Origin of the sequence: Streptomyces sp. NPDC006872 (genome assembly GCF_040635845.1) — a bacterium.
In the GTDB taxonomy this organism is placed as follows: Bacteria; Actinomycetota; Actinomycetes; order Streptomycetales; family Streptomycetaceae; genus Streptomyces.
On the sequence record NZ_JBEYIL010000010.1, the window covers coordinates 66655 to 81995 of the forward strand.

1 protein-coding gene is annotated in these 15341 nt (G+C 74.1%); it reads left to right on the forward strand.

All coding sequences use genetic code 11. From position 1 onward, the window contains the following. Positions 1 to 58: 58 nt before the first annotated feature. Positions 59 to 15313: a type I polyketide synthase gene (locus ABZ725_RS28155; RefSeq protein ID WP_358805338.1), complete on the forward strand. Its 15255-nt coding sequence runs from the start codon at positions 59 to 61 to the stop codon at positions 15311 to 15313. Positions 15314 to 15341: the final 28 nt, after the last annotated feature.

Consider the following 15341-nt stretch of genomic DNA (forward strand, 5'->3'; position numbering starts at 1 on the left):
CCCATGAGCCACACCGGCCCCAAGAACACCGCGACCCCAGTACCGGAGGACTGCTGCTGTGGCCAATGAAGAGACCCTTCGCGAGTATCTGAAATGGGCCACGGCCGAACTGCACGAGGCACAGCAGCGGATCGAGGCGTTCGAGGCCGCGGCCCAGACCACCGAACCCGTGGCGATCGTCGGCATGGCCTGCCGCTTTCCCGGCGGCGTCGCCTCACCGCAGGACCTCTGGGACCTCGTCGACCGGGGAGCGGACGCCATCGGCCCGCTCCCGCAGGACCGCGGCTGGGACCTGGACCGGCTCTACCACCCCGACCCCGACCACCCCGGCACCATCTACACCGCCTCCGGCGGCTTCCTCACCGACGCCGCCGGCTTCGACGCCGCCTTCTTCGGGATCTCGCCCCGCGAGGCGCTGGCGATGGACCCGCAGCAGCGACTGCTCCTCGAGACCTCCTGGGAGGCGTTCGAGCACGCCGGCATCCTCCCCGCCACCCTGCGCGGCAGCCAGACCGGCGTGTTCATCGGCACCAACAACCTGGAGTACGGCTGGACATCCGGCCGGGTGCCCGACGAATACGCCGGACACCTCACCACCGGCACGGCCGCCGCCGTCGTCTCCGGCCGCCTGTCCTACCTGTACGGCCTCGAAGGCCCCGCCGTGACCGTGGACACCGCCTGCTCGTCCTCGCTGGTCTCCCTCCACCTCGCCGTCCAGGCGCTGCGCGGCGACGAATGCTCGCTGGCCCTCGTCGGCGGCGTCACGGTGCTGGCCTCCGCCGGCCAGTTCCTCGGCTTCAGCGCCCAGCGAGGACTGGCCGAGGACGGCCGCTGCAAGGCGTTCGCCGAGACTGCCGACGGCATGGGCCTCGCCGAGGGCGTGGGCGTCCTGCTGGTGGAGCGCCTCTCGGACGCCGAGCGCAACGGCCACCAGGTGCTCGCGGTGGTCCGCGGCAGCGCCGTCAACCAGGACGGCGCGAGCAACGGCCTCACCGCGCCGAACGGCCCCTCGCAGCAGCGGGTCATCCGGCTCGCGCTGGCGAACGCCGGTCTGTCGGCCACCGACGTGGACGCCGTGGAGGCGCACGGCACGGGCACGGCGCTCGGCGACCCCATCGAGGCACAGGCCCTCCTCGCCGCCTACGGCCAGAACCGCCCCGCGGGCCACCCCCTCTGGCTCGGCTCGGTCAAGTCGAACATCGGCCACACCGGCGCCGCCGCCGGCGTCGCGGGCCTCATCAAGACGGTCCAGGCGATCCGCGCCGGGACGCTCCCGCGGACCCTGCACGCCGAGGAACGCTCGACCCGGATCGACTGGTCGGCGGGCGCGGTCGAACTGCTGACGGAAGCGCGGGAGTGGCCCGACTCCGGCCGTCCGCGGCGGGCGGGCGTGTCCTCCTTCGGGATCAGCGGCACGAACGCACACGTGATCATCGAGCAGGCCCCGGACACCGAAGCGGTGCCGAGCGCGCCGCCCATGGTCCTTGTGCCTTCACTGTTGCCGTTCGTGGTGTCGGGGCGGTCTGAGGCGGGGCTGCGGGCGCAGGCGGAGCGGTTGGCGAGGTTCGTCGGGGAGCGGGAGGACGTCGACCTGGCGGGGGTGGCGCGTGCTCTGGTCGGTGGGCGTTCGGTGTTGGAGTGCCGGGGTGTCGTGCTGGCGGCGGGTCGGGGTGAGTTGGTGTCGGGGTTGGAGGCGTTGGTGGCGGGGTCGGCTCGTTCGGTGAGTCGGCCGGTGTTGGTGTTTCCGGGTCAGGGGTCGCAGTGGGTGGGGATGGCGGCGGAGTTGTTGGAGTCGTCGTCGGTGTTCGGGGTGCGGTTGGGGGAGTGCGAGGAGGCGCTCGGGCCGTTCGTGGACTGGTCGTTGACCGAGGTTCTGCGCTCTGAGTCGGATGAGTGGCTGGGCCAAGTCGACGTGGTGCAGCCGGTGTTGTGGGCGGTGATGGTGTCGTTGGCGGAGTTGTGGCGGTCGGTGGGTGTGGTGCCGGCGGCGGTGGTGGGTCATTCGCAGGGGGAGATCGCGGCGGCCTGTGTGGCCGGGGCGCTGTCGTTGGGGGATGCGGCGCGGGTCGTGGCGTTGCGGAGCCGGGCGATTCTGGAGCTGGCCGGGTCGGGCGGTATGGCGTCGGTGTCGTTGCCGGTGGCCGATGTGGAGGTGTTGCTGGCGGAGTTCGGTGGTCGGGTGTCGGTGGCGGCGGTGAACGGTCCGTCGTCGGTGACGGTGGCGGGTGAGAGCGGCGCGCTGGACGAGCTGCTCGCGGCCTGTGAGGCCCAGGGTGTGTGGGCGCGGCGGGTTCCGGTGGACTACGCCTCGCACTCGGCGCAGGTGGAGTCGATTCGTGAGCGGCTGTTGTCGGATCTGGCGGGCATCGAGCCGGTGGCGGCGACGGTTCCGTTCTATTCGACGGTGACGGCCGGGCGGCTGGAGACGACCGCTCTGGACGCCGGGTACTGGTACACGAATCTTCGTCAGACGGTCCGCTTCGAGGACACCGTCCGCCTGCTCCTGGCTCAGGGTTTCGATGCGTTCGTCGAGGTCAGTGCGCACCCTGTGCTGACGACGCCGATCGAGAGCTCGGTCGAGGCGGTGGGGGCTGATGCGGTGGTGCTGGGCACGCTGCGTCGGGGCGAGGGCGGCCTGGACCGTTTCACCGCCGCACTCGCCGAAGCGTTCACGGCGGGGCTGTCGGTGGACTGGCGGCCACTGCTGCCCGAGACCGGCACAGGGACGGTGGACCTGCCCACATACGCCTTCCAGCACCAGCGGTACTGGCTGCGCGATGTATCCGCCGCCGGAGCCGACGATGCCGCCGGGCTCGGGCTGATCGGCGAGGGGCACCCGCTGCTCGGCGCCTCGGTGTCCCTGGCCGACGGGCAGGGCTACCTGCTCACCGGACGGCTGTCGCTGTCCTCGCACGGCTGGCTGCGGGACCACGCCGTCGCCGGGACGGTACTGCTGCCGGGCACGGCCTTCGTGGAACTGGCGATCCGCGCAGGCGACTCCGTCGGCTGCGGCATCCTCGACGAACTCGCCCTGGAAGCACCGCTGGTGCTGCCCGAACACGGAGGCGTGCAGCTCCAGGTGATGGTCGCGGCGCCGAACGCCGACGGCAGCCGCACGGTCTCCGTGTTCTCCCGGCCGGACGACGGCACCGACCGCGAATGGGTCAGGAACGCCGACGGCCTGCTCCTTCCCGAGCACACCACACCCGTTGACGCCGACTTCGAGCCGACGACGTGGCCACCGGCCGGCGCGCAGCCCGTCCCATTGGATGCCTTCTACACGGACCTCGCCGAGGCCGGCTACGGCTACGGCTCCGCCTTCCAGGGGCTGCGGGCGGCCTGGCGGCTCGGCGACGACGTCTACGCCGACGTGGCTCTCCCCGCCGAGCAGCGGGAGAACGCCAACCGCTTCGGACTGCACCCGGCACTCCTGGACGCCGCGCTCCAGGCGGCCGCGCTGACCGACATCGGCGCCGACGGCACCGCGGTCCGCCTGCCGTTCGTCTGGAGCGGCGTACGGTTGCGGGCCTCCGGCGCGTCGTCGCTGCGCGTCCGCCTCTCCACCCATGGCGGCGACTCCGTGGCCGTGGACGCCGTCGACGGCACCGGCCGTCCGGTGTTCTCCGCGGACGGCCTGACTCTCCGGCCGGTCGAGGTCGAGCAGCTGTCCCGCGTGGCCGACGAGACGGCCGACAGCCTCTTCCGCCTGGACTGGGTCCCGGCCCCGACCCGGCCGACCGAGCAGCCGCGCGCCCTCGCCGACCGTACGACCGTCCTCGACTGCCCGCCCACGGCGTCCCCGGCGGGCGTGGGGCTCGCGGACGCCGTGGCGAGTGCGACGGCCGACGTGCTGGAGCGCATCCAGGAATGGCTGGTGAGCGAGGGGGCGACGGATACGGCCGAAACGGTCTCGCGGCTCGTCGTGGTGACGCACGGTGCGGTGGCCGCGGGCCCGGGCGAAGTCGTCTCCGACCTCGTCCACGCGGCGGTGTGGGGTCTGGTCAGGACGGCACAGAGCGAGCACCCCGGCAGGTTCGTCCTGGTGGACACCGACGACAGCGAGCAGTCCGCAGAGGCACTGGACGCCGCCGTCCACAGCGGCGAACCGCAACTCGCCCTCCGCGGGGGCAACTTGCTCGTCCCCCGGCTGGCACGGACCGGCGGGTCCGCCGAGGCGTTGGTCCCGTCGTCGGAGGTGTGGCGGCTGGAGTCGGCGGGTTCGGGGACGTTGGAGGGTCTGGTGTTGGGGGCGGCTCCGCAGGCGGTGGAGCCGTTGGGCGCGGGGCAGGTGCGGGTGGCCGTTCGGGCGGCGGGGCTCAACTTCCGGGATGTGCTGATCGCGTTGGGGATGTATCCGGGCGCGGCGTCGATGGGCAACGAAGGCGCAGGTGTCGTCACCGAGGTCGGCCCGGAGGTCACCGGATTCGCTGTGGGAGACCGGGTGTTCGGGATGTTCCCGGACGCGTTCGGTCCGCACGCCGTCGCCGATCAGCGCATGGTCGCGCCGATCCCGGACGGTTGGTCGTGGGAGCAGGCGGCGTCGGTGCCGGTGGTGTTCCTGACGGCGTACTACGGGCTGGTGGAGCTGGGCGAACTCCGCGCGGGTGAGTCGGTGTTGATCCACGCCGGTGCGGGTGGTGTGGGGATGGCCGCAGTGCAGATCGCCCGGCATCTGGGTGCCGAGGTGTTCGCGACGGCGAGCCGTGGCAAGTGGGACACGCTGCGTTCCCTCGGTCTGGACGATGCCCATATCGCCGATTCGCGGTCGCTCGACTTCGAGGAGCGGGTGCGGGCGGCCAGTGGTGGGCGGGGCGTGGACGTCGTGTTGAACTCCCTGGCTGGGGAGTTCGTGGACGCCTCGCTGCGGCTGCTCGGCGAGGGCGGCCGGTTTGTCGAGATGGGGAAGACGGACGTCCGGGATGCGGGGGAGGTGGAGTCCGCCTGGGTCGGGGTGTCGTATCAGGCCTTCGATCTGATCGAGGCGACCGGCGCGGACGGGATCGCGGAGCTGTTCGCGGCGCTGATGCCGTTGTTCGAGTCGGGCGCCCTGGAGCCGGTGCCGGTGCGGTCGTTCGATGTGCGGCGGGCGCCGGAGGCGTTCCGGTTCATGTCGCAGGCCAGGCACACGGGGAAGCTGGTGCTGCGGATGCCCCGGCCGCTGGATCCGGACGGGACGGTCCTGATCACCGGTGGCACCGGTACCCTGGGCGGCCTGGTCGCCCGGCATCTCGTCATCGAACACGGCGTCCGCAGCCTGGTGTTGCTCAGCCGCAGCGGTCCGGACGCCCCCGGCGCGGCGGAGTTGGCGGCGGAACTCACGGCTCTCGGAGCCGACGTCACCGTTGAAGCGTGTGACGCGGCGGACAGGGAGGCACTGGCCGCGACCCTGACGCGTATCCCCGACGACCGTCCCCTCACCGGCGTCGTCCACGCCACCGGTGTGCTCGACGACGGCCTCATCGAGTCCATGCCCCGGGACCGGTTGGCGCGGGTGCTGCGCGCCAAGGTCGACGGAGCGGTCAACCTGCACGAACTCACCGCGGACCTCGACCTCTCCGCCTTCGTCCTGTTCTCTTCCGTCGCCGGAGTCCTCGGCGGCCCCGGCCAGGCCAACTACGCCGCCGCGAACACCTTCCTGGACGCACTCTCCGCCCGCCGACAGGCCGCCGGCCTCCCCGGCACCTCGCTCGCCTGGGGCCTGTGGGGAGAGGCCACCGGTATGACCGGCCACCTCGGGCGCGGCGACCTGGACCGGATGGCGCGCGGCGGCATCCTGCCGTTCACCCCGCACCTCGGACTGCGACTCTTCGACGCCGGCCGTGCTCTCCCGCACGCCCTCGCCGTGCCGCTCCGGCTGGACACGGCCGCGCTGCGCACCCTGGCCGGGGCGGGTGCGCTGCCCGGCGTGTTGAGCGGTCTCGTCCGAGGGACGACCCGGCGTGTCGCGGCGGCCGGCGGGGAGACCGGCGTGGGGACGGACGGGTCGGCCTGGCAGCGGAGTATCGCGGCGCTCGACCCTTCCGAACGCTCACGCGCACTGCTGGAGTTGGTCCGTACGCACGTCGCCGCCGTACTGGGCCACGGCGACCAGACGGCCGTGGCCGCTGACCGCGGCTTCAAGGACCTCGGCTTCGACTCGCTGACCGCCGTCGAACTGCGCAACCGGCTCACCTCCGAGACCGGGCTGCGGCTGCCCGCCACCCTCGTCTTCGACCATCCGACCCCGGCCGCGCTGGCCCGGCACCTGGGTTCCGAACTGTCCGGCGCGCAGCCGGTGCAGGCCGCCGCACAGGACATGGTGGCGCAGACCGCCGCCCACGAGCCGATCGCGATCATCGGCATGGCCTGCCGCTTCCCCGGGGACGTGGCCTCGGCCGACGACCTGTGGCGGCTGGTCGCACAAGGTACGGACGCGATCTCCGAGTTCCCCGCCAACCGAGGCTGGGACCTCGCCGGTCTGTTCGATCCGCACCCCGACCACGCGGGCACGAGCTACACCCGCTCCGGCGGCTTCCTGCACGACGCGGACCTGTTCGACGCCGACCTGTTCGGCATCAACCCCCGCGAGGCCCTGGCGATGGATCCACAGCAGCGGCTGCTCCTGGAGACCTCCTGGAAGGCCCTCGAACACGCCGGGATCTCGCCGGACGCCCTCGCCGGCACCCGGACCGGTGTGTACACCGGGCTGGTCGCCCAGGGGTACGCCGGCCGGCTCGACCGGGCTCCCGAGGAACTGGAGGGGTACCTGGGCACCGGCAACACGCCGAGCGTCGGTTCCGGCCGGGTCGCGTACACCTTCGGGCTGGAGGGGCCCGCCGTGACCGTGGACACCGCGTGCTCCTCCTCGCTCGTCGCCCTTCACCTGGCGGTGCGCGCGTTGCGCGGCGGCGAGTGCTCGATGGCGCTGGCCGGCGGCGTGACCGTGATGGCGGAGCCCGGGCTGTTCGTCGAGTTCAGCCGTCAGCGCGGTCTCGCTGCGGACGGCCGCTGCAAGGCGTTCTCGGCGGACGGCGACGGATTCGGACCGGCCGAAGGCGTCGGCGTCCTGGTCGTGGAGCGCCTGTCGGACGCCGTGCGCAACGGACACCGCGTCCTCGCCGTCGTGCGCGGCAGCGCCGTCAACCAGGACGGCGCCAGCAACGGCCTGACCGCCCCCAACGGCCCCTCCCAGCAGCGGGTCATCCGGCAGGCGCTGGCCGACGCGGGCCTGTCGCCACAGAGCGTCGACGCGGTCGAGGCCCATGGGACGGGAACGGCGCTCGGCGACCCCATCGAGGCCCAGGCCCTCATCGCGACCTACGGCCAGGAGCGGACCGAGGAACTCCCCGTCTATCTCGGCTCCGTGAAGTCGAACATCGGCCACACCCAGGCCGCGGCCGGTGTGGCGGGCGTGATCAAGATGGTCCAGGCGATGCGCGCGGGCGTGCTGCCACCCACCCTGCATGTCGCCGAGCCCACCCCGCACGTGGACTGGTCCGCAGGATCCGTACGACTGCTGGCCGACGCCACGCCGTGGCCCGTCACCGGCCGCCCGCGCCGGGCCGCCGTCTCCTCCTTCGGTATCAGCGGCACCAATGCGCACGTCGTCCTGGAACAGGCCCCCGAAAGCGAACAGACCTCCGACTGCGCGCCGCCCTCCGACCTGCCGGAGCACCGGCCGTCGGCGAGCCGAGCCGCGCTGCCCTTGGTGCTCTCCGGCCACACGGCCGAGGCGCTGTACGCACAGGCCCGCAACCTCGCGGCGTTCCTCGGAACGACGCCGGCCCCCGCCCTGCCGGACGTCGCCTACACGCTGGCCACCACCCGCGCCGCCCTGCCCGAACGAGCCGTGCTGACGGCCGTCGACAGGGCCGAACTCCTGCGGAACCTGCACGCGCTCGGCCGCGGCGAGACCGCACCCGGTGTGCCGGCGGGCCCGGCCCGGGCCGAGGGACGGCTGGCGCTGCTGTTCAGCGGTCAGGGCAGTCAGCGGGTCGGCATGGGCCGTGAACTCCACGCCGATTTCCCGGTGTTCGCGGCGGCGTTCGACGCGGTGGTGTTCGAGCTGGACCGGCAGTTGGCGGGGCATGTCACGCACTCGGTGCGGGATGTGGTGTTCGGGACCGAAGGCGCGGAGGGCGCCGAGGGTGCGGAGGGCCCCGATGGGCTGCTGGACGAGACGGTGTTCACTCAGGCCGCGTTGTTCGCCGTCGAGGTGGCGCTGTTCCGTCTCCTGGAGTCCTTCGGAGTGCGGCCCGACTTCCTCCTCGGGCACTCGATCGGGGAGCTTGCGGCGGCGCATGTGGCGGGGGTGTGGTCGCTGGCCGACGCCGCTGTCGTGGTCGGGGCCCGGGGCCGGCTGATGCAGGCGCTGCCGACGGGTGGCGCGATGGTGGCAGTGCAGGCGGACGAGGACGAGGTCCGCGCGGTCCTGGACGACGTCCCCGCAGCCTGTGTCGCCGCGGTCAATGGGCCGATGTCCGTGGTGGTGTCCGGTGATGAGGAGCCGGTGCTGCGGGTGGCGGCGGAGTTCGCGGGGCGGGGTCGCAAGACCAAGCGGCTGACGGTCAGCCATGCTTTCCACTCCGCCCGTATGGAGCCGATGCTCGACGAGTTCCGCCGCGTCCTGGAGACGGTGTCCTTCCGCGAGCCCACGACCGCCGTCCTCTCCAACCTCACCGGCCGGATCGCCCAGGCCGGCGAACTGACCGACCCGGAGTACTGGGTACGTCAGGTACGCGAGCCGGTGCGCTTCGCCGACTGCGTCTCGGCGCTCGAAAGCGCCCAGGTGACAGCGCTGCTCGAAGCGGGACCCGACGGCGTCCTCACCGCCATGGCCCGCGAGACGACCGTCGCGCGGCCGGGTACCGCCGCAGTGCCCCTGCTGCGCGCCGAACGGGCGGAGTCGGCGACGGTCGTCGGCGCGCTCGGCGCCGTGCATCTCGCAGGCGTCCCGGTGGACTGGCCGGCCTTCTTCACCGGCACCGGAGCGCGCCTCACCGACCTTCCCGGCTACGCCTTCCAGCGCCGCCGCTTCTGGCTCGAACCGACGGCCCCCGTCGCCGTCCCGCCCGCCGTGCCGGCCGACGCCGACCCGGAGTTCTGGGCGGCCGTCGATCGCGGCGACGCCGACCACGTGGCCGATGCACTGGAGGTCGGCGACGAGACCCGGCGTGGCTCGCTCGCCGACCTGCTGCCCGCCCTCGCCTCCTGGCGTCGCCTCCAGCACGAGCGCACCCTGCTGGACACCTGGAGCTATGAGACCGCGTGGCAGCCTTGGACGGCACCGCAGGACGGTCAACGCCTCACCGGAACCTGGCTGTTGATCACCCGCACCCCCGAGGCAACCGACACCGGCGGTGACACCGGCACCGACCCCGACGCCGATCCCGCGCACCGTTGCGCCCATGCGCTCACCGCGGCCGGCGCCCAGGTCGAGACGCTGCGGCTGCGCCCCGCAGACCTGGAGCGCGACGAACTCGCCGAGCGGATCCGCGAGGCAGGCCCGGTCGCCGGGATCGTGTCGCTGCTCACCGGCGATCCGGGACAGCACCCCCGGCACCCGGCGCTGACCACCTGGCTCGCCGACACAGTGGTCCTCGTCCAGGCAATCGCCCTCACGCCCTCCGAGGCGGGCCGCACCGCCCGTCTCTGGTGCGTGACCGAAGGGGCCGTGGCCGTGGGCAACGAGCCTGTACCCGAGCCCGCAGCCGCGCAGATCTGGGGCTTCGGGCGGGCCGCCGCGCTCGAACTGCCCACCTCCTGGGGCGGGTTGGCCGACGTCCCGCTGGGCGCCGACGACCGGGTGTGGTCCCGGCTGGTCCGGGTGCTCGCGGGCGGCACGGAGGACCAGATCGCGCTGCGCGCCTCGGGCGCCTGGGTGCCCCGGCTGCGCCGCACGCGTGCCGTGCGCGCCGCCGGGCAGCGCGGCCCGGAAACGGGCTGGACGCCCGTCGGCACCGTCCTGATCACCGGCGGCACCGGCGGCCTCGGCGCCCAAGTGGCCCGCTGGGCCGCCGCACACGGCGCGGAACACCTGGTGCTGACCGCCCGCCGGGGCCCGCAGGCGGCGGGGGCCGATGAGCTCACCGCCGAACTCACCGCCCACGGCGTCCGCGTCACCGTGACCGCCTGCGACGTCGCCGACCGTGACGCGCTGGACCGGCTGGTCGCCGCCGTCGAGGCGGACGGACCGCCGATCCGGGCCGTCGTGCACACCGCCGGGATCGGCCAGGCCGCCACCGTCGCCGAGACGGATCTCGCCGCCTGCCAACGGATCACCGAGGGCAAGGTGCTCGGCGCGGCGCACCTCGACGCGCTGTTCGGCGACCGTCCGCTCGACGCGTTCGTTCTGTTCTCCTCGATCGCGGGCGTGTGGGGGAGCGGAGCCCAGGGCGCCTATGCGGCGGGCAACGCCTATCTCGACGCCCTCGCCTGCCGTCGCCGCTCCCGCGGGCTCACCGCCACCGCCGTCGCCTGGGGCCCATGGGCCGGGGCCGGGATGGCGGCGGGCGAGAGCGGAGAGCAACTGGCCCGCCGGGGACTGCGCGCGATGGATCCGCAGGCCGCCGTCGCCCTGATGGCGCGCGCCGTGACCCGCGCCGAGGCCGTCACCGTCCTCGCGGACGTGGACTGGCCGCAGTTCCTGCGCCGCTTCACCGCCCTGCGCCCCAGCGCCCAACTCGCCGATCTGCCGGAGACCCGCGCCTACCTGGCCGAACGCTCCGACCCGCGCCCCGACGGCAGGCCGACCCACGAACCGGAGCTGGCCCGCAGGCTGGCCGCGGCCACGGCGGGCGAGGGGCAGCGGATCCTGCTCGACCTGGTACTCCGCGAGGTCGCCGCCGTACTCGGCCTGCCGGCCGGTGAACCGCCCTCGTCGGAACGGGCCTTCCGCGACCTCGGCTTCGACTCGCTCACCGCCGTGGAACTGCGCGACCGGCTCACCCTGAGCAGCGGGGTGGAGCTCCCCGCCACCCTGGTCTTCGACTACCCCACGCCGACCGCTCTGGCCGGTTTCCTCCGCGACGAACTGGCCGGCGCCCGGCCCGCCGACATCGAGGCTGCACCCGGTACAGCGCTGGACACCGAGCCGATCGCCATCGTCGCCATGGCCTGCCGTTACCCCGGCGGGGTCGGCGGACCCGAGGACCTGTGGCGGCTCGTCGCCGACGGGGTGGACGCCGTGTCGGAGTTCCCGGCCGACCGCGGCTGGGACCTCGACGCGCTCTACGACCCCGACCCCGACCACCCCGGCACCAGCTACGCACGCGAGGGCGGATTCCTCACTGCCGCCGCCGAGTTCGACGCCGCGCTGTTCGGCATCTCCCCGCGCGAGGCGCTGGCCATGGACCCCCAGCAGCGGCTGCTCCTGGAGACCTCCTGGGAGGCGTTCGAGAACGCCGGGATCGACCCGACCTCGGTCAAGGGCGAGGCCGTCGGCGTCTTCGTCGGCGGCGCGGCCTGCGGCTACGGGTCCGGCGCCGGGGAGCTGCCGGAGGGCGTGGAGGGGTATGCGCTCACCGGCAGCGTCAGCAGCGTGCTCTCGGGCCGGGTCGCCTACGCCTTCGGCCTGGAGGGCCCCGCACTCACCGTCGACACGGCCTGCTCCTCCTCACTGGTCGCGCTGCACCTGGCCGGCCGCGCGCTGCAACGCGGCGAGTGCACGATGGCGCTGGCCGGCGGCGTGACCGTGATGGCCACCCCGACCGGATTCGTGGAGTTCAGCAGGCAGCGCGGACTCTCCCCGGACGGCCGCTGCAAGGCCTTCGCCGAAGCCGCGGACGGCACCGGCTGGTCCGAGGGCGTCGGCCTGCTGCTGGTCGAGCGCCTGTCGGACGCCCGACGCAACGGGCATCGCGTCCTGGCCGTGGTGCGCGGCAGCGCCGTCAACCAGGACGGCGCCAGCAACGGCCTGACCGCCCCCAACGGACCGTCCCAGCAGCGGGTCATCCGCCAGGCGCTCGCCGACGCCCGGCTCACCGCCCGCGACGTGGACGCCGTCGAGGCGCACGGCACCGGCACCGCCCTGGGCGACCCCATCGAGGCGCAGGCGCTGCTCGCCACCTACGGCCGGGACCGGCCGGAGGAGGTCCCGCTGTATCTGGGCTCGGTGAAGTCCAACATCGGGCACACCACGGCCGCGGCCGGCGTCGCGGGCGTCATCAAGATGGTGCTGGCGATGCGCGAGGGCGTCCTGCCCGCGACCCTGCACGTGGACCGGCCGACCCCGCACGTCGACTGGTCGGCCGGCAGCGTCGCGCTGCTCACCGCCTCCCGCGCCTGGCCCAACCTCGGCCGGCCGCGCCGCGCGGGCGTCTCGGCCTTCGGCATCAGCGGCACGAACGCACACGTCGTCCTCGAACAGCCGCCCGCCGCGCCGACGGAGCCGGCCGAACCCCGCCCCGCCGACGCCCCCGGCAGCGCCCTGCCCTTCCTGCTCTGCGCCCACTCCGGCAAGGCGCTGCGCGCACAGGCCCGCAGGCTCGCCGACCATCTCGCGGCCCCGCCCGCGCCGGCCGCCACCGGCGCGGAACTGACCGATCTCGCCTACTCGCTGGCCTTCTCCCGGGCCGGGCTCGCCCACCGGGCCGTCGTCACGGCGGCCGACCGGGAGGGGTTGCTGACGGCCCTTGCGGGGTTGGCGGCCGGGGACTCTGGGGTCGACGCCGCCGTAGGGGTGGCACAGTCTGGAGCCCGTCCGGTGTTCGTCTTCCCCGGTCAGGGTTCGCAGTGGGCCGAGATGGCCGGCGGGCTGCTCACGGCGTCACCCACGTTCGCCGCCCAGATCCTGGCGTGCGAGGAGGCGCTCGCGCCGTTCGCCGACTGGTCGTTGACCTCGGTCCTGCGCTCTGAGTCGGACGCGTGGCTGGAGCGGGTCGATGTGGTGCAACCGGTGTTGTGGGCGGTGATGGTCTCGCTGGCCCAGCTGTGGATCTCGCACGGCGTGCGGCCCGCCGCGGTGGTCGGTCACTCGCAGGGCGAGATCGCCGCCGCGTGCGTCGCCGGCGCGCTCTCGCTCGAGGACGGCGCGAAGATCGTCGCCCTGCGCAGCAAGGCCCTCCTCGACCTGTCGGGCAAGGGCGCGATGGCCTCCGTCGGCCTGTCCGTCGAGGACGTCGCCGAACTGACCGCGCCCTACGGCGACCGGATCTCCCTCGCGGCCGTCAACGGCCCGCACTCCGTGACGCTCTCCGGCGCCCCGGACGCCCTGGCCGAACTGGTGGAGCGGAGCGAGGAACAGGGCGTCTGGGCCCGGCGCATCCCCGTCGACTACGCCTCGCACTCCCCGCAGGTCGAGTCGGTCCGCGAACCCCTGCTCGCGGCCCTGGCGGGCGTCGCACCGCGCGCCGCCGACATCCCCTTCTACTCCTCGGTCACCGGCGGCCCGCTGGAGACCACCGCCCTGGACGCCGAGTACTGGTACGTCAACCTGCGGCAGACCGTCCGCTTCGACGAGGCCGTCAGGGCCCTGCTCGACGCCGGCCACGACGCGTTCATCGAGGCCAGCGCCCATCCCGTGCTCACCACCGGCGTCCTGGAGACCGTCGAGTCGGCCGGCTCCCGGGCCGCGGTCCTGAGCACGCTGCGACGCGGGGACGGCGGCCCCGACCGCTTCACCACCGCCCTCGCACATGCCTACGTCCGCGGCGTCCACGTCGACTGGCAGGCCGCCTTCGAAGGCGCCGCGCCGCGGCTGACCGGCCTGCCCACCTACGCCTTCCAGCGCGAGAGGTACTGGCTGGCCGGCGACTCCGGCGGCGCGGCCGACGCGCAGACGCTCGGACTCATCCCGTCCGGGCACCCCGTTCTGGGCGCCGCCGTCGACCTGGCCGACGCGGACGGGGTCGTGCTCACCGGACGCGTCAGCCGGCGCACCCACCCGTGGCTCGCCGAGCACCTGACCCCGGCGACCGCGCTCCTGCCCGGTGCCGCCTTCGTCGAACTCGCCCTCCATGCAGGCCGGTTGACCGGCCTCGGCACACTCGAGGAACTCACCCTGCACGCCCCGCTGCCGTTGCCCGAGCGCGGCGGCGCGCAGCTCCAGGTCTCGGTGGGCGCCGCACAGGCCGACGGCCGCCACCCCGTGGCCGTCCACTCCTGCCCGGACGACCCGGAGACGGCCGGCACCTGGACCCGGCACGCCGACGGCCTGCTCGCCCCGGCCCCGCACCACGCGCCCGAGCACGAGGACGAGGACGACGGCGAAAGCGCGCTCGCTGACGACCTCGCCGACGACGTCGCGGACGACCTCGCCCTCTGGCCCCCGGCCGGAGCCGTGCCCGTGCCCCTGCCGCCCGCCGCCCCCGGGGAATCCGCCCACCAAGTGCTGCGCGGCGTATGGAAGTCCGGCGGCGCCCTCTACGCGGAGGTCGCCCTCGACGCCGAACTGCGCCAGAGCGCCGCCGGCTACGGACTGCATCCGATGCTCCTGACCGCCGCCCTCCAGGCCGTCCACGCGATGGCCGCCGAGACCGGCGCCGGAGGCGACGGCGAGATCCGGATGCCGTTCGCCTGGTCCGGCGTCACCCTGCACGAGCCCGGTGCGACCGCGCTGCGGGTGCGGCTGGAGGCGGCCGGCGACACGCCGGACACGCTGTCCCTGGCCGCCGCGACCGACACCGGAGCACTCGCCCTCACCGTGCGCTCCCTCGCCCTGCGGGCCGTCTCGCCCGGCCGGCTCGAAGACGCGCTCGCCGAGCGGGAGCCCCGCGCCGCGCAGGCCGGTTCGGTGCCGGTACTGCGGCCCCTTGCGTCCCGTCCGGCCGATGACACCGCGTCAGGGACCGAGCCGGGGACCGCGGGGAGCGAGGCGCTGCTGCGGCGGCTGAGCGCGCTGGGCGAGGAGGACCGGCAGCGCGCGATGAGCGACCTGGTCGTCGCCCAGGTCGCGGGCGTCCTCGGCCATGCCGCGTCCGATGTGGCCGCGGACCGGCCGCTGCGCGACCTCGGCCTGGACTCGATGGCGGCGATCGAACTGCGCGGCCGGCTCGGCGCCGCCCTCGGCCTGCGGCTTCCGGTGACGCTCGTGTTCAGCCACCCCACCCCCGCGGCCCTCGCCGCCCATCTCGTCACCGAACTCGGGCTGGAGGAGGCGACGGCGGCCGGTCCCGCGGCGGTCGCGTTCGGCCGACTGGAGAACGCCCTCACCCGGCTGCCGGACGACGACGGGACCCGGGCGGCCGTCACCCGGCGGCTGGAGACCCTGCTGTGGAAGTGGCGCGACCCGGCCGACGCCGACGCCCCGGCGCCCGCCCTCAGCGGAGAGGCGCTCGCCGCCTCCTCCGCCGACGAGATCTTCGACCTGCTCGATCGGGAGCTGGGCAGCGCCTGACCCCTGACCTGACCCCGACCTGGACGTA